General features: G+C 69.4%; 21 protein-coding genes. 11 read left to right on the forward strand and 10 right to left on the reverse strand.

The genetic code is table 11. From position 1 onward, the window contains the following. Nucleotides 1–4: 4 nt before the first annotated feature. The 5 genes from BLQ62_RS08910 to BLQ62_RS08930 form a co-directional block, all read right to left on the reverse strand. A complete protein-coding gene (locus BLQ62_RS08910; RefSeq protein WP_068565887.1) occupies nt 5–394 on the reverse strand; it encodes an ectoine synthase in 390 nt (129 codons plus the stop codon). Continuing rightward, nucleotides 391–1689 (reverse strand): diaminobutyrate--2-oxoglutarate transaminase, encoded by a 1299-nt coding sequence (gene ectB, locus BLQ62_RS08915; RefSeq protein ID WP_068535711.1) that lies wholly within the window; start codon nt 1687–1689, stop codon nt 391–393. The genes BLQ62_RS08910 and ectB overlap by 4 nt, the downstream gene beginning before the upstream one ends. A gap of 37 nt (nt 1690–1726) precedes the next feature. Beyond that, on the reverse strand, nt 1727–2257 hold the full coding sequence (ectA, locus tag BLQ62_RS08920) for a diaminobutyrate acetyltransferase (RefSeq protein WP_068565885.1): 531 nt from the start codon (nt 2255–2257) through the stop codon (nt 1727–1729). 109 nt (nt 2258–2366) lie between these two features. After that, nucleotides 2367–3248, reverse strand: coding sequence for a Vgb family protein (locus BLQ62_RS08925; RefSeq protein WP_068565883.1), 882 nt, complete (start codon nt 3246–3248; stop codon nt 2367–2369). After that, the gene (locus BLQ62_RS08930) at nt 3245–4108 is read right to left on the reverse strand and encodes a ribokinase (protein WP_068565881.1); all 864 of its coding nucleotides are present in this window, start codon (nt 4106–4108) and stop codon (nt 3245–3247) included. The genes BLQ62_RS08925 and BLQ62_RS08930 overlap by 4 nt, the downstream gene beginning before the upstream one ends. 40 nt (nt 4109–4148) lie before the next feature. Between BLQ62_RS08930 and BLQ62_RS08935 the strand changes: the two genes are divergently transcribed. Next, entirely contained in the window at nt 4149–4529 is a 381-nt protein-coding gene (locus BLQ62_RS08935) for a VOC family protein (protein ID WP_068565879.1), read from the forward strand. 84 nt (nt 4530–4613) lie between these two features. Beyond that, nucleotides 4614–5999, forward strand: a complete 1386-nt coding sequence (locus BLQ62_RS08940) for an LLM class flavin-dependent oxidoreductase (protein WP_115391373.1) — start codon at nt 4614–4616, stop codon at nt 5997–5999. Here BLQ62_RS08940 and BLQ62_RS08945 read toward each other — a convergent pair. After that, a complete protein-coding gene (locus tag BLQ62_RS08945; RefSeq protein WP_068565875.1) occupies nt 5972–7576 on the reverse strand; it encodes an alkaline phosphatase D family protein in 1605 nt (534 codons plus the stop codon). The two genes, BLQ62_RS08940 and BLQ62_RS08945, sit on opposite strands and share 28 nt — an antisense overlap. 244 nt (nt 7577–7820) lie before the next feature. Here BLQ62_RS08945 and BLQ62_RS08950 point away from each other — a divergent pair, with 244 nt between their 5' ends. From BLQ62_RS08950 to mutM, 8 genes are all read left to right on the forward strand, one after another. Beyond that, nucleotides 7821–9425 carry an MFS transporter gene (locus BLQ62_RS08950; RefSeq protein WP_068565872.1) on the forward strand — a complete coding sequence of 535 codons (1605 nt, stop codon included), beginning with the start codon at nt 7821–7823 and terminating at the stop codon, nt 9423–9425. Between the two features lie 137 nt (nt 9426–9562). Then, complete coding sequence (locus BLQ62_RS08955) at nt 9563–9973, forward strand: hypothetical protein (RefSeq protein WP_068565870.1); 411 nt, start codon at nt 9563–9565, stop codon at nt 9971–9973. 62 nt (nt 9974–10035) lie between these two features. Next, on the forward strand, nt 10036–10596 hold the full coding sequence (rsmD, locus tag BLQ62_RS08960; protein WP_068565868.1) for a 16S rRNA (guanine(966)-N(2))-methyltransferase RsmD: 561 nt from the start codon (nt 10036–10038) through the stop codon (nt 10594–10596). Further along, entirely contained in the window at nt 10593–11066 is a 474-nt protein-coding gene (gene coaD, locus BLQ62_RS08965; RefSeq protein WP_068565866.1) for a pantetheine-phosphate adenylyltransferase, read from the forward strand. Before rsmD ends, coaD begins: the two co-directional genes overlap by 4 nt. 128 nt (nt 11067–11194) lie before the next feature. Continuing rightward, nucleotides 11195–11986: a DivIVA domain-containing protein gene (locus tag BLQ62_RS08970; protein ID WP_068535691.1), complete on the forward strand. Its 792-nt coding sequence runs from the start codon at nt 11195–11197 to the stop codon at nt 11984–11986. A 55-nt stretch (nt 11987–12041) separates the two neighbouring features. Continuing rightward, nucleotides 12042–12620 carry a YceD family protein gene (locus BLQ62_RS08975; protein ID WP_068565864.1) on the forward strand — a complete coding sequence of 193 codons (579 nt, stop codon included), beginning with the start codon at nt 12042–12044 and terminating at the stop codon, nt 12618–12620. Further along, nucleotides 12617–13384 (forward strand): ribonuclease III, encoded by a 768-nt coding sequence (rnc, locus tag BLQ62_RS08980; protein WP_068535687.1) that lies wholly within the window; start codon nt 12617–12619, stop codon nt 13382–13384. Before BLQ62_RS08975 ends, rnc begins: the two co-directional genes overlap by 4 nt. Beyond that, entirely contained in the window at nt 13384–14244 is an 861-nt protein-coding gene (gene mutM, locus BLQ62_RS08985; protein WP_068565861.1) for a bifunctional DNA-formamidopyrimidine glycosylase/DNA-(apurinic or apyrimidinic site) lyase, read from the forward strand. The genes rnc and mutM overlap by 1 nt, the downstream gene beginning before the upstream one ends. 28 nt (nt 14245–14272) lie before the next feature. Here the strand turns inward: mutM and BLQ62_RS08990 are convergent, their stop codons facing one another. The 4 genes from BLQ62_RS08990 to BLQ62_RS09000 all read right to left on the reverse strand — a co-directional run bounded on the left by BLQ62_RS08990 (nt 14273) and on the right by BLQ62_RS09000 (nt 16402). Then, nucleotides 14273–14812 carry a hypothetical protein gene (locus BLQ62_RS08990; protein WP_068565859.1) on the reverse strand — a complete coding sequence of 180 codons (540 nt, stop codon included), beginning with the start codon at nt 14810–14812 and terminating at the stop codon, nt 14273–14275. A 120-nt stretch (nt 14813–14932) separates the two neighbouring features. Further along, entirely contained in the window at nt 14933–15355 is a 423-nt protein-coding gene (gene arr, locus BLQ62_RS23290) for an NAD(+)--rifampin ADP-ribosyltransferase (RefSeq protein ID WP_068565857.1), read from the reverse strand. After that, nucleotides 15352–15852 (reverse strand): SdpI family protein, encoded by a 501-nt coding sequence (locus tag BLQ62_RS23295; protein WP_068565855.1) that lies wholly within the window; start codon nt 15850–15852, stop codon nt 15352–15354. The genes arr and BLQ62_RS23295 overlap by 4 nt, the downstream gene beginning before the upstream one ends. A 10-nt stretch (nt 15853–15862) precedes the next feature. After that, the gene (locus tag BLQ62_RS09000) at nt 15863–16402 is read right to left on the reverse strand and encodes a DUF1648 domain-containing protein (protein WP_068565853.1); all 540 of its coding nucleotides are present in this window, start codon (nt 16400–16402) and stop codon (nt 15863–15865) included. Between the two features lie 93 nt (nt 16403–16495). On the opposite strand from BLQ62_RS09000, the gene BLQ62_RS09005 reads away from it, so the two are divergent. After that, nucleotides 16496–16933 (forward strand): OsmC family protein, encoded by a 438-nt coding sequence (locus BLQ62_RS09005; protein ID WP_068535660.1) that lies wholly within the window; start codon nt 16496–16498, stop codon nt 16931–16933. The last annotated feature ends 1 nt before the right edge of the window (nt 16934 follow it).

Genomic DNA, 16934 nt, shown 5'->3' on the forward strand with positions numbered 1-16934 from the left:
TGGATCAGTCGACCGCGACCAGCGGGTAGACGCCGTTCTCGTCGTGCACCTCGGTGCCGACGACGGGCGGGTTGAACACGCACAGCATGCGCATCCGGGTCCTCGTGGTCACCGTGTGCCGCTCGTGGCCGTCGAGCAGGTACATCGTGCCGGGGGCCAGCGGGTACTCGACGCCGGTCTCCCGGTCGAGCAGGGTGCCCTCGCCCTCCACGAGCCACACGGCCTCCACGTGGTTGGCGTAGTGGAACTCGTTGACGGTGCCGGGCTCGATCACGGTCTCGTGGAACGAGAAGCCGACCCTGTCGCCGCCGAGGACGATGCGCTTGCTGCGCCAGTGGCCCGCGGCGACGTCGCGCTCGGTGCCGGTGATCTCGTCGGTGGTACGAACGATCATGCGGACAGAACCTTTCGGGTCGCGGTGGCCAGGATGTCCAGGCCGAGGTCGAGTTCGGAGTCGGTGATGGTCAGCGGCGGCAGCAGCTTGACCACCTCGTCGGAGGGGCCGGAGGTCTCCGCGAGCAGGCCCTGCTCGTAAGCGGCGCCGCAGACCTCGCCGGCCTTGTCGGCGTCGGTGAAGACCAGGCCCTGCACCATGCCGCGGCCGCGGTGGCTCAGCTGCTCCGGGAACTCGGCGCACAGCTCCTCGAAGCGCTTCTCGATGTGAGCGCCCTTGCGGAGCGTCTCCTTCTCGAACGTGTCGTCCGACCAGAACTCGTCGATCGCGTGCTTGGCGGTGACGAAGGCGGGGTTGTTGCCGCGGAAGGTGCCGTTGTGCTCGCCCGGGCCCCAGACGTCCAGCTCCGGCTTCATCAGCGTCAGTGCCATCGGCAGGCCGTATCCGCCGATCGACTTGGACAGCGTCACGATGTCGGGCGTGATGCCGGCGGCCTCGAACGAGAAGAACGGACCGGTACGGCCGCAGCCCATCTGGACGTCGTCGACGATGAGCAGCATGTCGTGGCGCTCGCACAGCTCGGAGAGCGCGCGCAGCCACTCGGGGCGCGCGACGTTGACGCCGCCCTCGCCCTGCACGGTCTCGACGATGACGCCCGCGGGCTTGTTGAGGCCACTGCCGGAGTCGGCGAGCACGGCCTCGAACCACTGGAAGTCGGGCGCGACGCCGTCGAAGTAGTTGTCGAAGGGCATCGGCGTGGCGTGCACCAGCGGGATGCCGGCGCCGCCGCGCTTCATCGAGTTACCGGTCACCGACAGCGCACCCAGGGTCATGCCGTGGAAGGCGTTGGTGAAGTTGATGATCGACTCGCGACCCTTCACCTTGCGGGCCAGCTTCAGCGCGGCCTCGACGGTGTTGGTGCCCGTCGGGCCGGGGAACTGCACCTTGTAGTCCAGACCGCGGGGCCGCAGGATCTTGTCCTCGAAGGTCTGCAGGAACTCGCCCTTGGCAACGGTGGACATGTCCAGCGAGTGGGTGATGTGCCCCTCGGAGATGTAGTCCACCAGAGCCTGCTTGAGCTTGGGGTGGTTGTGCCCGTAGTTGAGGGCACCGGCGCCGGCGAAGAAGTCGAGGTAGCGGCGGCCGTCGCGGTCGATGAGCCATGAGCCCTCGGCCCGATCGAACACCGCGGGCCAGCCGCGCGAGTAGCTGCGCACCTGCGACTCGCGGGTGCTGAAGATCGAGGGCTGCTCGAAATCTGCAGTGCTGGTGTGATCGTCGGTCACGGTTGCCATGGTGATCCTCCTAGTGGGCCGTGCAGCGCCCCGCGCATCAGGCGGGGTCGATGGTGTACAGCTGCTCGGGATCGTGTGGTTCGGAATCAATGGGGGAGATGTGGTGCGAGGCGAAGAGGTCGCTCACCGCGAGGGTGGAGCCGCGCTTCTTCGCCACTGCGCCGAAGAGCTGTTGGGACGCTGTGTTGTCCGCGGTGATCGTGGTCTCCAGGCGGGTAACGCCCTCCACCGCAAGACGGTCCAACAGATCGATGAGCATGCGGGATGCGATGCCGTGGCCGCGATGCGCGGCGTCCACAGCGACCTGCCACACGAACAGGGTGTCCGGGCGGTCGGGTCGGCGGTAGCCCGTGACGAATCCGGCCACGGCACCGTCGCGTTCGGCGACGATCGACGAGGCGGCGAAGTCACGGCACAACAAGGTGTACGCATACGTCGAGTTGAGATCGAGAACCTCGGTATCGCGGGCGATTTCCCAGAGCCGAATCCCGTCGTCGATAGACGGGCGGCGAGTGGAAACCCCCGCTTCCGCGGTGGTGGTGGGATCGCTCTTGTGAGACGGGCTCATCGCATTCGACGCTAACAACCGGCTCTGAGGAAGTCACCCGCGCTTCGGAATCGGTCACCGGAACGCCGAAGTATCCCCAGCGAGTCGGGTCAATGTGAGATGGGTCACATCACGGCCGCGACGCAGCGGTCCGCGCCAGCGAACCGGCCTCCAGGGCCGCCCACAGCGCACCGTCGGGGCCGAGCGCGATGCCGTGCGGCTCCGACGCCGCTCGGGGAAGCTCGTACCTGCGGATTCGCCCCTCGGGGTCGATCGAGCCGAGGGCGTTCCCGGCCCACTCGGTGAACCACATCCGCTCGTCCGCGCCCGCGCAGATGCCGTGCGGGCGGGCCGCGGGGTCGGCGAGGGGGAAGTGCGTCACGGCACCGTCGGCCGTGATCCGGCCGATGCGTCCGGCGCCGATCTCCGCGAACCACAGCGCGCCGTCGGGGCCCGCGGCGATCCCGACCGGTGCGCTCCCCGCGTCGAGGCCGAACGTCGTGACCGCCCCGTCGAGGGTGATCCGGCCGATCGCGTCGGCCTGGTTGAGGGTGAACCAGAGCGCGTCGTCGGGGCCGGCGGCGATCGCGGAGGGGAAGGCTCCGGGGACCGGCAGGTCGAACTCGGTGAGATCGCCCGCGGGCGTGAGTCGCCCGATGCGGTCGGTCGCGGTCGCGGTGAACCACAGGGCGCCGTCCGCGCCGGTGGCGATGCCGAACGGGCCGGGGCCGACGTCCGCGGGGAGGTCGATGTGGGAGACCTCGCCGGAGACGGTGATCCGTCCGAGGCGGTGCGCGCGGTACTCGGTGAACCAGAGCGCGCCGTCGGGGCCGGTCGTGATGATCGTGGGACCGGACTCGGGGCCCACGGGGTGCAGCACGGTCGTGCCGGTGGCGGGGTCGTGCCTGCCGATCTCGCCGCTCCCGACCAGCGTGAACCACAGTCCGCCGTCGGGGCCGGCGGTCAGTGCGTACGGCCCGGCACCGGGTACCTCGTGGAGCGTGATCGTCATCGGGTGTTCTCCTGCGCGGCGAGGAAGGCGTCGACCTCGGCGGCCGTCGGCGCGGCCGCGGCACCGGCGGCGGTCGCGGTGAGGGCGCCCGCGGCGTTCGCCCGGCGCAGGCGCTCCGCGGGCGGCAGGTCCCAGTGCGCCGCGAGCGCGCCGGCGAAGGCGTCCCCGGCGCCGGTGGTGTCGACGACGTCGACGGCGAACCCGGGGGCCTCGACGGTCCCGCCCGGTCCGGTGGCCCGGGCACCGTCGCCGCCGAGGGTGGTGATCACGTGGGGCACGCGCGCGACCACGTCGGCGAGCGCCTTCTCCTCGTCGCGGTTGACGACGACGGCGTCGAGCAGCCCGACGAGCTCGTCGGGGAGGGCGCGCACGGGGGACGGGTTGAGCAGGACGACTGTGCCCGCCTCCCGCGCGGCGCGGGCGGCGTCGAGGACCGCGTCGAGCGGGATCTCCAGTTGCAGGAGCAGCACGTCCGCCTCGGCGATCGCGCGGCGCGACGCCTCTCCGACGGCCACCTCCGCGTTGGCGCCCGGGACCACGACGATGTGGTTCTCGCCCGCGCCGTCGACGGTGACGTTCGCGAAGCCGGTGCTGCCCGACACCCGCGCGACCCGCGAGACGTCCACCTCAGCGCCCGCGAGCGAGTTCAGCACGGTCTCGGCGGCGTCGTCGTCGCCGACCGCGCCGATGAAGGCGGTCGGTGCGCCGGACCGCGCCGCGGACCGGGCCTGGTTCGCGCCCTTGCCGCCCTGGCCGAACGCGACGGAGAGGCCCGCCACGGTCTCGCCCGGGTGCGGGAAGCGTTCGCACACCGTGACCGCATCGAGGTTCACGCTGCCCACCACGACCACCGACGTCATGCCCGCACCCTACGGCTCATCGCGGCCGTAGGCTCGGCGCATGACCACGATTCGTCCGTTCCTCATGTTCCAGGGCGGGGTCGCCGCCGCCGCGATCGAGCTGTACGTCAAGGCCTTCGACGGTGCCGTGCTCCGCTCCGTGCCGCACGCGGGTCCGCAGCAGGGCGTCCAGCTCGCCGAACTGGTGATCAAGGGGCAGCACGTGCTGATCAGCGACAGCGCGGTCGACCACGACTTCGACTTCACCCCGTCGACGTCGCTGTTCGTCGAGTGCGACGATCGCGCGGAGCTCGAGCGCCTCACCGAGGTGCTCGGGGCGGGCGGGAAGACCTACATGCCGCTGGGCGAGTACGGCTTCTCCACCGCGTTCGCGTGGGTCGGTGACCGGTTCGGCGTGTCCTGGCAGCTGAACCTGGCCTGACGGTCCGCCTGTTCGCGACGGGGCTCGCGTCACGCTGAGCGCAAGCCTGGGCGGGTGCGGGCGAGCCGCCTACCGTCGGCGCCCATGAGCCGTCAGATCCGATTCAACGCCTTCGACATGAACTGCGTCGCCCACCAGTCCCCGGGGCTGTGGCGGCACCCGAAGGACCAGTCGCACCGCTACAAGGAACTGAGCTACTGGACGGACCTGGCGAAACTTCTCGAGCGCGGCACCTTCGACGGCATCTTCATCGCCGACGTGCTGGGCATCTACGACGCCTACAACGGCAACGGCGACGCGGCGATCAAGCACGCGGCGCAGGTCCCCGTCTCCGACCCGATCCTCCTTGCCTCGGCCATCGCCGGCGCGACGGAGCACCTCGGGATCGGCGTCACCGCCGGCACCGGATTCGAGCACCCCTTCCCGTTCGCGCGCCGGCTGACGACGCTCGATCACCTCACCAACGGCCGGATCGGCTGGAACGTGGTGACGGGGTACCTGCCGTCCGCGGCGAAGAACATGGGGCAGCTCGATCAGCTGCAGCACGACGAGCGCTACGACCACGCCGACGAGTACCTCGAGGTGCTCTACAAACTGTGGGAGGGATCGTGGGAGGACGACGCCGTGATCCGCGACCGGGAGAGCGGCGTGTTCACCGATCCGTCGAAGGTGCATCCGATCAATCACCACGGCAAGTACTTCGACGTGCCGGGCATCCACGTCGGCGAGCCCTCGCCGCAGCGCTCACCCGTGATCTACCAGGCCGGCGCCTCGCCGCGCGGCCTGAAGTTCGCGACGGAGAACGCCGAGGCGATCTTCGTGGCGGCGCCGACCAAGGCGATCCTCAAGCAGGTCGTGCGCACGGTGCGCGAGGGCCTCGTCGCCAACGGTCGCGATCCGTACTCCGCCAAGGTCTACACACTGCTGACCATCGTCACGGATGAGACCGAGGCGAAGGCGCAGGCCAAGCTCGAGGAGTACCACCGCTACGCCAGCATCGAAGGCTCGCTGGTCTTCATGTCCGGCTGGATGGGCGTGGACCTGGGCGCCTACGACCCGAGTGATCCGGTCGGCGACGTGCAGTCCAACGCCATCATCTCGGCCGTCTCCAACTTCCAGCAGGCCGATCCCTCCGGCAAGGAGTGGACCGTGGAGGACATCGGCAAGTGGGGGCGCATCGGCGGCATGGGCCCCGTGCTCGTCGGTTCCGCCGACCATGTGGCCGATGAGCTGCAGGAATGGGTCGAGGAGACCGATGTCGACGGTTTCAATCTCGCCTACGCGATCACGCCCGGCACCTTCGAGGACATCGTCGAGTTCATCGTGCCGGAGCTGCGCCGACGGGGCGTCTACCCCTCGGAGTACGCGCCGGGGACGCTGCGCAACAAGCTGTTCGGGCAGGGTGACCGGCTGCCCGCCGACCACCCCGCCCAGCGGCACCGCTACGCCGGTGCCAGCTCCTTGGTGTAGAGCGGGGCGCCCTTGGCGTCCTTGAGGTGCACCGTCAGAGCGCGCGTGCCCCCGTCGATGGTGACGTGCCCGAAGTGCTGGAAGCCCTCGGCGGGGGAGACGTTCGCCTTGTCGGGGGCGTGCACGAACTCGTACTGCGCGCCGAACGTCCCGTCGAGCGGGCTCTGCGGGAAGGCACCGGCGTTGAGCGGACCGGAGACGAACTCCCAGAACGGCGAGAAGTCTTGGAAGGCGGCCTTGTCCGGGTGGTACGAGATCGCAGCGGTGTAGTGCACGTCCGCGGTCAGGTACACGACGTTCTTCACGTCCTTGGTGCGGGAGAGGATGCGGGAGAACTCGATCTCGCGGCCCAGCGGTGCACCGTTGTCGCCCTGCGCGACCGCTTCCATCGACTTCGGGCCGCCGTCCTTGGGATTGGTGGACGCGTCGGGGACGACGATGCTCAGCGGCAGGTCGTTCGCGACCACCTTCCACACCGCCTTCGACGAGGTCAGGCCGTCGATGAGCCATTGGGTCTGCTTGTCGCCGAGGATGCCGGCGTCGTTCGAAGTGGCCCACGCGTTGGGGTTCGGGTCCTTGTAGCTGCGCATGTCGAGCACGAAGACGTCGAGCAGCGGGCCGTAGGAGATCTTCCGGTACAGGCGCCCGTCGGCGGCCTCCGTGGGCTGCACCGGCTGCCACTCGCGCCACGCCTGGTAAGCGAAATCGGCCAGCTTGTTCACGTCGGTCTCGGTGTAGCCCTTGCGGTTCTGCCCGGCCAGGCTCTCGCCGGGGAACCAGTTGTTGACCACCTCGTGGTCGTCCCACTGGATCAGCTGCGGCACGTTCGCCGCGAACCGGCGGTAGTGCTCGTCGGTGAGGTTGTAGGCGTAGTTGCCGCGGAACTGGTCGAGCGTCTGCGCGACCTGGTTCTTGGCCTCCGCCGTGACGTTGCGGTACGTGTTGCCGTCGTTCTGCTTCTGCGTCTCCGGCACCGGGTTGTCGGCGTAGATCGCATCGCCCGAATGCAGGAAGAAGTCCGGCCGGGTGTCGGCGATGGCGCCCATGATCGCCATGCCGCCGTCGCGGTTGATGCCCCAGCCCTGGCCCACCACGTCGCCGGACCACGCGAAGCTCACGTTCCCGTTCGCCGACGGTGCCGTACGGAACGTGCCGGACAGCGGCTCGGAGGTCGCGCCGTTCTCGCCCTCGAGCGTGACGCGGTAGTGCACCGTCTGGCCGGGCTCGAGGCCCGTGATGCGGAACCGTCCGGCACCGTCGGACGACGGATCCACGCGCGGCCCCTCGAACCGGCGCGGGTTGCTGAAGGCCTCCGACGACGCCGTCTCGACGATCATCCGGGCGGGGGTGTCCGAACGTGCCCACACCAGCGCGCCGTCGGTGCGCGGATCGCCGGTGGCGATGCCGTGCGTGAGCGTCGGGCGGCCGCGGACCACGCCGGGGGACGACGAGGCCGCCGCGCCGTCGGACGAGCTGCCGCAGGCCGAGAGCAGCGAGCCGGCCGGGATCAGGAGGGCGCCGGCGCTGCCGGCCTTGAGCAGGGAACGACGCGAGAACTGCGAATCACTGAGGGGCATGGAGGCAGCCTTGTATCCGCGTCTCACTGTTTGGGAACGCGATAGTGAATGGCTGGTGAACGTGGTGCGGCTGTGGGGATGTGAAGAATCTGCTACGTTCGATTATCGGACGACAGCGACGGCTCGGTGCGCACGACAGCATGTGCACTCCGATTCGCCGACAGCGGAATTCACGATCCGTCGAGCATCATCGTCTAGCTCCAGGCGACGATGCGGCAGCGGGTGACCCACGCTAGGGGCCGATATGCCTGATCAGTCACACGAACCGAGTAGTAGTTCCAGTCTCGCTTCCGCGGTGAGCACGCCGCCGAAGCAGGTGGACAAGGGAACCCTCCGCAAGGCGATCAGCGCGTCAGCGCTGGGGAACATGACCGAGTGGTACGACTACGGCGTCTACGCCGCGACGGCGACCTACATCACGGCAGCCTTCTTCCCGGGTGACGGCCTCGGGAAGATCGGCACGATGCTGGGGTTCGCCGTGTCCTTCCTGCTGCGTCCTCTCGGAGGCGTGGTCTGGGGCCCTCTCGGCGACAAGCTGGGACGAAAAGCCATCATGGCTACGACCATTCTCCTCATGGCCGGCGCCACCGCGTTGATCGGCGCGTTGCCGACGCACGCCATGGTCGGTGGGCTCGCGCCGGTGCTCCTGATCCTCCTCCGCGTGGTGCAGGGATTCTCGACCGGCGGCGAGTACGGCGGAGCGGCAACGTTCATGGCCGAGTACTCGCCGGACAAGAAGCGCGGCTTCTTCGGCAGCTTCCTCGAATTCGGCACGATGTGCGGGTTCGTCCTGGGCAGCGCCGTCGTGCTGTTCCTCGAGGTCCTGCTGACCGATGAGCAGATGAGCTCCTGGGGGTGGCGTATCCCGTTCTTCGTCGCGCTTCCGTTGGGGCTCGTCGGCTGGTACCTGCGCGAACAGATGCACGACTCGCCGGTGTTCAACGAGATGCAGAACTCGGACGTCGTGAAGGAGAACGCGTGGCAGCGCGCGCTCAAGTACCTCCGTCGTGACCCGAAGATCCTGTACGTCACCATCGGTTCGACCGCGCTCGTCGCGGTCGCCATCGCCATTGCGGGTCTTCTGGTTCCGGGCATCAGGCTCGGGATGAGCGCGCCGGTCTTCGTCGCGATCGTCGTCGCCGTCGCGGTCGCGGTGATGCTGCTCGTCGGGTTCAACTACGCCCTGTTCTACGACTACTGGCGCCCGATCCTGACCATGGTCGCGATGGTGATCGCACTGAACGTCGCGAACTACACGCTGCTGACGTACATGCCTACCTATCTCAAGACCACGATCGGGCTGGCACCGTCGAGCGCGACCGCCCTGATGCTGATCGGACAGTTGGTCATGGCCATGTGCATCCCGTTGTTCGGTGCCCTGTCCGACCGCACCGGTCGAAAGCCGCTGTGGATCGTGTCGCTTCTCGGCATGTTCTTGCTCGCGTGGCCGCTGTACTCGCTCATGGGGAAGGGTTTCGGGATCGCGATCGTGGCGTTCGTGATTCTCGGGCTTCTGTACATTCCGCAGCTCGCCACGATCTCGGCGACCTTCCCTGCGATGTTCCCCACGCATGTGCGCTTCGCCGGGTTCGCGCTGTCGTACAACGTCGCCACCGCTGCCTTCGGCGGTACGGCCCCGCTGGTGAACGAGGCCGTCATCGAGAGCACTGGATGGAATCTGTTCCCCGCGTGGTACATGATGGGCGCCTGCGTGATCGGGCTGCTCGCGATGCCGTTCCTCAAGGAGACGGCGCGATGCTCCATTCGTGGTACCGAGATCCCCGGACCGCACACGGACGCGACGCGACTGTCGGAGATCGAGGACGCGCGGCTCGCGAAGGCCGGCTGATCTCCCACCATGTCGAATCCCCTGCGAGCAATCGCACGAGTGCGGCATCGTCAGCTGTGCGCAAATCCGGGGGCGTGAAGAAACGGGGCACTGCACCTCGATCGACCGGAGAACCATCCGACACCAGGGGGTGTGAGATGAAGATTCGTGCCATCATCGCGGCCGGCGTCTTCGCGGGGGCGTTCACCGCCCCTGTCCTCGTCGGCGCGGGAACCGCGACGGCCGCGCCGTGCGTCGGCGAGAACGGGCGGGAGATGGTCGGGGTACCGACCATGACCTCCGATGGAACGCAGGTGGTGAAGGAGGATTCCTGCCGAGTGCAGGAGACGATCAAGGGCCTCGGTGACGGGGCTGATTGGGTCGGCAAGGCCGGCGACGAGGGAGCCGTCGCGCCGAAGCCTGCGGGATTCGTCTTCAAGGTGGGAGGCCAACTGATCAAAGCCGGCGGGAACTTCGACAAGCGGCAGCTGGAGTCCTGCGCGCAGCCGGGCAAGGGCGTGACGTACCGGTTGACCAACGGCCTGGTCACCTCGTGTAGTCCGCAGTAGACGGCCGATACCACGACGACTCGTTCGGCCGGAGGGCATCGTGGTCGTGACAGAGTGGAGCGATGACCAGGATCATCGCCGGGGCGGCACGCGGGCGCAGGCTCGCCGTGCCGCCCCGCGGCACTCGTCCCACGTCGGACCGCGTGCGGGAGGCAGTGTTCAGTGCCCTGCAATCGCGCCTCGACTTCGACGACCTCGCCGTCCTCGACCTCTACGCGGGGTCGGGCGCGCTCGGTTTCGAGGCGCTCTCCCGCGGCGCCGGTCGCGCCGTGCTGGTGGACGCCGACGCCAAGGCGGTCGCGGTGATCAACCAGAACGCGCGCGCCGTGGGCCTGCCGGGGGCGACCGCGCACCGTCGGAACGCGCGGACCTTCCTCGAGCTCCAGCACGAGGCCTTCGACCTCGTCTTCCTGGACCCGCCGTACGACGTGCCGGCCGCGACCGTCGACGGCGACGTGGCGGCGCTGGCCGCCGGATGGCTGGCGCCGGGGGCGCACGTGGTGGTGGAGCGCTCGGCGCGCACCCCGGCGACCACGTGGCCCGAGGGCTTCGATCTCGACATGTCGCGCGACTACGGGGAGACGCGCGTGGAGATCGCCGTCTGGCAGGATGACCGGGCATGAGCAAGGCGTGCTGCCCCGGATCGTTCGATCCCATGACCAACGGCCACCTGGACATCTTCCGCCGCGCCGCGCGGATCTTCGACGAGCTGGTGATCACCGTCGTCGTCAACCCCAACAAGCAGGGCATGTTCTCCATCGATGAGCGCATCGCGTTGATCGAGGAGAACGTGAAGGACCTGCCCGGGGTGACCGTCGACCGGTGGACGGGCCTGCTCGTGGACTACGCCCGCGAAAACGGGGTGGCCTGCATCCTCAAGGGGCTGCGGAACTCGACGGACTTCGACTATGAGTTGCCGATGGCCGGGATGAACATGCACCTCACCGGCGTCGAGACGGCGTTCCTCACCACCGCGCCCGAGTTCTCCTACGTGTCGAGCTCGCTGGTCAAGGAGGTCGCGAAGCTGGGCGGCGACGTCTCTTCGCTGATTCCCGCCAACGTGCAGACCGCACTGAGCGCCAAGCTCTCGTGAAATTGGCCGATATCGAGCCGGCGGCGCAGATATCCGGCGCGAGCTAGAAATCGGCGGATTCTCCGAGGGCTCGACACGCGGCGGCTGCGTTACGGCGAAACATCGGTCCCACGCGTCACAATGGGTGTATGTACCGCGTATTCGAAGCACTGGACGAGCTGGGCGCCATCCTGGAGGAGGCGCGCAGCGTCCCCATGACCGCCGGGTGCCTGGTGCCCCGCGGTGATGTGCTCGAGCTCCTCGACGACATCCGTGACGCCTTCCCGGCCGACCTCGACGACGCGCAGGACGTGCTCGATCAGAAGGATCGCCTGATCAGCGAGGCGCGCACCCACTACGACACCACGGTCGCGCAGGCCAACTCCGAGGCCGACGCGACGCTGAGCCGCTCCCGCGCCGAGGCGGACCGCCTGCTCGCGGACGCGAAGGCGCAGGCCGACCGCATGGTCGCCGAGGCGCATCAGCACGCGACCGGTCTCGTCGCCGAGGCCCGCGCCGAGGACGAGCGCATCCGCCGCGGCGCCCAGCGCGAGTACGAGGCCGTGACCGGCCGCGCTCGCGCCGAGGCCGAGCGCCTCGTGGCCGACGGCAACGCCGCGTACCAGCGCTCGGTGGCCGAGGGCATCACCGAGCAGGAGCGCCTCGTCGCCGAGACCGAGGTCGTCGCGGCCGCGAAGGGCGAGTCGGACCGGATCATCGACGCCGCGCACGCCGAATCGGACCGCCTGCGCGGGGAGTGCGACGTCTACGTCGACACGAAGCTCTCGCAGTTCGAGGAGGTGCTGGGCGCCACCATGCGCTCGGTCAACCGCGGCCGCCAGCAGCTGCGCACCGCCGCCGGCGTGCACGACTACAGCGACCACGGCGCCGCCGACGGCTACCTGGAGGAGTTCGCGGAATCGCGCGTCGACGCCCGCTAGAGGCGTGACGTACAATGGGGTGTTTGGCTACACCTGACGAGTTCCGAGGATTGTTGTGAACGAACCCAACGCCGCCGTGCGCCAGCCGGCCGGTAAGCCGTACGTACTCGACGTCCGCGCCTTCGGGCGGCGGCCGGGCACCTCAGCGCAGGTGCACCGCACGGTTGCCGCGCCGGAGCGCATCGGCGTCGACCTGATCGGTGTCGAGACGGGCGAGGAGGTCGACCTGGACCTGCAGGTCCAGGCCGTCTCGGAGGGCGTGCTCGTGACCGGCACCGTGAGCGCCAACACCGCCGGCCAGTGTGCGCGCTGCCTCGATCCGTTGTCGGGCGCGCTCAACCTGTTCCTGACGGAGCTGTACGCGTACCCGGACAGCGAAACCGCGCGCACCACCGATGACGACGAGATGTACCGCATCGACGACGACATGATCGACCTCGAGCAGGCGATCATCGACGCCGTCGGCATGGAGCTCGCACTCGATCCGCTGTGCTCCCCGGAGTGCCGCGGCCTGTGCCAGGGTTGCGGCGAGAAGCTGGCCGACCTGCCGGCCGATCACGCCCACGAGCAGATCGACCCCCGCTGGGCCGGACTCGCGAAGTTCGTGACCGAGGGCGAGGCCGACGGCAAGTGAGCAAGCGCCTGCCCGCGCCGCCCGCCACGGACCGCGCCCCGCTGCTCGAGGCCCTGGGCGTCACCCTCGACGCAGACCTGCTGACCCTCGCGCTGACCCACCGCTCCTACGCCTACGAGGCGGGCGGGCTGCCCACCAACGAGCGGCTCGAGTTCCTCGGCGACAGCGTGCTCGGCATCTCCGTGACCGAGTGGCTCTACACCACCCACCCGGACAAGCCCGAGGGTGAGCTCGCGAAGATCCGCGCCAGCGTGGTCAACATGCACGCCCTCGCGCGCGTCGCGCGCGGCCTGGGGGAGGGCGGCCTCGGCGCGCATCTCTACCTCGGCCGCGGCGAGGAGCTCACCGGTGGCCGGGACAAGGACTCGATCCTCGCCGACGGCATGGAGGCGCTGCTCGGGGCCGTGCACATCGAGCACGGCATCGACACCGCCCGCGCGGTGGTGCTGCGCCTGTTCGAGCCGATGCTGACGACGTCGTCGTCCATGGGCGCGGGACTGGACTGGAAGACCTCCCTGCAGGAGCTCACCGCGGAGCGGGATCTCGGTGCGCCGGCGTACCGCATCACGTCGACGGGGCCGGACCACGACAAGGAGTTCACCGCTGTGGCGGTGGTCGACGAGAACGATCTCGGTGAGGGCGTGGGCCGCACCAAGAAGGAGGCCGAGCAGAAGGCCGCCGCGGCCGCCTGGAAGTCGCTCGACGAGGGGGATCCCCTTCCGTCCTCGGCCGACGACGCCGAGCCCGCACCCGAGTCGGCCTGATGCCCGAGCTGCCCGAGGTCGAGGTCGTCCGACGCGGGCTGGACGATCACCTGGTGGGCCGCGGCGTCACCGCGATGGAGGTGCTGCACCCCCGTGCCGCACGCCGACACGTCGCGGGCGAGGCCGATCTGATCGGCCAGATCACCGGCGCCGACGTGGAATCCGCACAGCGCCGCGGAAAGTTCCTCTGGCTGCCGCTGGCCCGCGGCGGCGTCTCCGCCGACACCGCCATCGTCGTGCACCTGGGCATGAGCGGGCAGATGCTCGTGGGGCCGGGCGACGACCGGCACCTGCGCATCCGGGCCGACCTGTCCGACGGTGCGGTGCTCCGCTTCGTCGATCAGCGCACCTTCGGCGGCTGGGCCGTCGACCCGCTCGTCGAGGTGGACGGCACGCTCGTCCCCGAGGCCGTCGCGCACATCGCGCGGGATCCCTTGGACCCCTTGTTCGATCGGGACGCGGTGATCGCGCGAATGAAACGCAAGGACACCGAGATCAAGCGGGTCCTGCTGGATCAGACCGTGATCTCCGGCGTGGGCAACATCTACGCCGACGAGGCGCTGTGGCTCTCCGGTGTGCACGGCCGGCGCCGCGCCTCCGCGCTGAGCAAGCCCGCGCTCGGCCGACTCATCGACGACGCCACCTCCGTCATGCGCAGCGCACTCGATCAGGGCGGCACCAGCTTCGACGCGCTGTACGTCAACATCAACGGCCAGTCGGGCTACTTCGCACGCTCGCTGAACGCGTACGGGCGCGACGGTGAGCCGTGCCGGCGGTGCGGCACGATCATGCAGCGCGAGTCGTTCATGAACCGCGGCTCGCACTTCTGCCCGAGTTGTCAGACGGTGCCGCGCCGCTGACCGGTGGAGCCACCCGCCCCCGCGCGGCTCAGGGGCTGGTGGGCCATGCGCGGGTCGCTTGCTCCGACGCTCCGCTGGGCGGTAGAGCCGCGTTCGCCCGCTGTTCTCGTGTCAGCCGCAGCGGCCACACTCCGCGGAAGATCTCCACGAACAGCGCCACGACGATCACCCCCGTGAGGACGGTGCGTCCGACCGTCGAAAAGGGAAGTACGACGGCTGCGAGGTACGTGAGCCCGAATCCGATCGCGCAGATGGAGGCGGCACGCAGCCACATCCTCGTCATGATGCGTCGGTATTCCGGCAGGTGGGCCGACCAGTAATCGCGGTACTCCCGCCTGCGGAACGGTGGTCGCCACAGGGACAAGAGAACGAGGATCGTGCCGAACCCGATTGCGATCGCGGCCGAGACGAGTTGATTCTCGACGAACGCGCTGCGCGACGTCCACGTCGAGACGCGGCCTCCCGAGTACGTCCGCGGATACGGATCAGGTCCCGCCACGTAGGTCAACCCGAGCGTCGCGACGTAGAACCCCACCGCCCCGAGGAACAGCCCCCACTGTTTCTGCATGCGGTCACGCTACGAGCCGACCGCGGTGATCGTGAGTCCTCCGCGCGTAGTGGGGGATTGTTCACAATCGCTCGGCGACCGGAACCGATCGGTGGCCTGGTGCGTCGGCTTCGGGCGAGATCAGTTGATGATCTCGCCGCGCTCGGTGGGCGCCTTGGCGATCAGGGTGTCGCGCCACATCTGCAGGGCCTCGGGCGTCAGTCGCGTCCAGTCGGTCACCTCGGCGACGACGCGAAGCGGCTCGGTGCTGCGGTACGACCGCGTGGGATTGCCGGGGAACTTCTTGTCGGTGACGTTGGGGTCGTCCTCGAAGGGGCCCGTCGGCTCGACCTCGTAGACGCGCGGGGCGGCACCGTCGGACTTGAGCTCGGAGGCGAGCTCCGCGGCGAGCCCCGCACCGTCCCGCAGGGCCGTGAAGTAGATGTGGTTCATCACCACGTCGGGGCGGTAGTTCGAGACGAAGCCCGCGCTGAGCAGGTCGCCGACCTGCAGATCCGCGGTGGTGCCGTGGAAGAAGGGACCCGTTTCCGTGGAGGCGCTCACCGCTTCAGGGTATCCGTCGGCGGGCGAAGAAGGCGCCGGACCAGATCGATGACGCTGACGGCGATCACCGCGAACAGGACCCACATCCCGACGCGCAGCACGGGATTCCCGTCGGGACGGACGACCGCGCCGGTCACCGAGATCGCCATCAGCAGCAGGACGCCGGTGCCGATCGACAGGAGCGAGCGCTGCAGCAGGGCGTCGAGGGCGGGGCGGTGCTCGGGGGCGAGCCAGTAGGCCCGGGAGCTCGGCGGCAGGTTGATCATGCGGTCGGGGATCGCGGGCGCGCATGCGGCCAGGACTCCGATCAGCGCGGCGACGCCCACGCTGGAGACCGCGAGAATCGCGACGGCCTTGCCTCGCGGCTCGAAGGAATCCGCGGCGCCGCCGGCGCCCCAGTGGACGGGGAACGGATCGGGGCCCGAGGCCGCGGCCCACAGGAGCGCGACGCCGCAGAGCGCGAGCGCGCCGAGGAAGATCCACCACCGAGGTCGCATGACCCTGACGTTACCGTGGCGAACGATCGGGGTTGCGGTCCGGGCGCACGCCGCGCGTCGCCGTGACGGAGCGCTGCGGTGGATGGGCGAGCAGCCAGAGCAGGTACCCGATCGATCCGGCGATCGCGAGGAGCAGCAGCACCAGCAGCGTCGACTTCGCCGCCGTCTCGTGCGGATCGATCGTCGTCACGACGATGGTGGCCGCGCGGTGGAGCAGGACCAGGCCCCCGGCCCACAACAGGAATCCCGCGAGGACCTCGTCGAACCGCGGACGATGGGCGGGGGAGAGCCAGTGGTCGCGCCGCGGGATCCGGATCAGGGCTGTGGGCAGTCGCGGCGCGAGCAGAGCGAGGCCGCCGAACACCACGGCGATCGTGGCCGCGATGGGCGCGTGCAGCAGCACCGCCTCGCCGCGCGGGCCCCACGTCAGTGGCCGGCCGGAGAGGTCGAAGTGTGTCGGGAACGGGTCGGGGCCGGCCGACGCGGCCCAGATCGACGCGGCGGCGTACACGGCGACTGTTCCGAGGAACGACCACCACCGTGCGCGCATACGACCAACGCTACCGTCCGGAGAGCCCTGGTGGCGGCCGGGACGGCCCCCTGCGGACGCCCGTCGGCGACGGTGCTGCCGTAGATTGGCACCATGGCCGATGACACGAAAGCGCAGGCACCGTCCACCGAACTCTGGGTCGAGCGCACGGGCGTGCGCCGCTACACCGGGCGCAGTTCGCGGGGCGCCGAGGTGCTGGTGGGCTCGGTCGACGTCGAGGGCGTCTTCACCCCCGGTGAGCTGCTCAAGATCGCCCTGGCCGCGTGCAGCGGCATGTCGACCGATCACGTGCTCGCCCGTCGCCTCGGCGAGGACTACGAGGCCACCGTGCGCGTCTCCGGCGACGCCGACCGGGAGAACGAGACCTACCCCGAGCTCAACGAGATCCTCGAGCTGGACCTGTCCGAGCTCGACGAGGCCGGACGCGAGCGGCTGATCACCATCGCGCGCCGCGCCATCGACCAGGTCTGCACCGTGGGTCGCACGCTCAAGGCGGGGACCGTGGTCAACCTCGACATCACCGCGGAGTAGT

Origin of the sequence: Tsukamurella pulmonis (assembly GCF_900103175.1) — a bacterium.
Classification (GTDB): domain Bacteria; phylum Actinomycetota; class Actinomycetes; order Mycobacteriales; family Mycobacteriaceae; genus Tsukamurella; species Tsukamurella pulmonis.

Bases quoted from the DNA above. Each gene is read 5' to 3' on its own strand.
- BLQ62_RS08910 (WP_068565887.1), bottom strand. From the start codon at position 394: ATGATCGTTCGTACCACCGACGAGATCACCGGCACCGAGCGCGACGTC.
- ectB (WP_068535711.1), bottom strand. From the start codon at position 1,689: ATGGCAACCGTGACCGACGATCACACCAGCACTGCAGATTTCGAGCAG.
- ectA (WP_068565885.1), bottom strand. From the start codon at position 2,257: ATGAGCCCGTCTCACAAGAGCGATCCCACCACCACCGCGGAAGCGGGG.
- BLQ62_RS08925 (WP_068565883.1), bottom strand. From the start codon at position 3,248: ATGACGATCACGCTCCACGAGGTACCCGGTGCCGGGCCGTACGCACTG.
- BLQ62_RS08930 (WP_068565881.1), bottom strand. From the start codon at position 4,108: ATGACGTCGGTGGTCGTGGTGGGCAGCGTGAACCTCGATGCGGTCACG.
- BLQ62_RS08935 (WP_068565879.1), top strand. From the start codon at position 4,149: ATGACCACGATTCGTCCGTTCCTCATGTTCCAGGGCGGGGTCGCCGCC.
- BLQ62_RS08940 (WP_115391373.1), top strand. From the start codon at position 4,614: ATGAGCCGTCAGATCCGATTCAACGCCTTCGACATGAACTGCGTCGCC.
- BLQ62_RS08945 (WP_068565875.1), bottom strand. From the start codon at position 7,576: ATGCCCCTCAGTGATTCGCAGTTCTCGCGTCGTTCCCTGCTCAAGGCC.
- BLQ62_RS08950 (WP_068565872.1), top strand. From the start codon at position 7,821: ATGCCTGATCAGTCACACGAACCGAGTAGTAGTTCCAGTCTCGCTTCC.
- BLQ62_RS08955 (WP_068565870.1), top strand. From the start codon at position 9,563: ATGAAGATTCGTGCCATCATCGCGGCCGGCGTCTTCGCGGGGGCGTTC.
- rsmD (WP_068565868.1), top strand. From the start codon at position 10,036: ATGACCAGGATCATCGCCGGGGCGGCACGCGGGCGCAGGCTCGCCGTG.
- coaD (WP_068565866.1), top strand. From the start codon at position 10,593: ATGAGCAAGGCGTGCTGCCCCGGATCGTTCGATCCCATGACCAACGGC.
- BLQ62_RS08970 (WP_068535691.1), top strand. From the start codon at position 11,195: ATGTACCGCGTATTCGAAGCACTGGACGAGCTGGGCGCCATCCTGGAG.
- mutM (WP_068565861.1), top strand. From the start codon at position 13,384: ATGCCCGAGCTGCCCGAGGTCGAGGTCGTCCGACGCGGGCTGGACGAT.
- BLQ62_RS08990 (WP_068565859.1), bottom strand. From the start codon at position 14,812: ATGCAGAAACAGTGGGGGCTGTTCCTCGGGGCGGTGGGGTTCTACGTC.
- BLQ62_RS23295 (WP_068565855.1), bottom strand. From the start codon at position 15,852: ATGCGACCTCGGTGGTGGATCTTCCTCGGCGCGCTCGCGCTCTGCGGC.
- BLQ62_RS09000 (WP_068565853.1), bottom strand. From the start codon at position 16,402: ATGCGCGCACGGTGGTGGTCGTTCCTCGGAACAGTCGCCGTGTACGCC.
- BLQ62_RS09005 (WP_068535660.1), top strand. From the start codon at position 16,496: ATGGCCGATGACACGAAAGCGCAGGCACCGTCCACCGAACTCTGGGTC.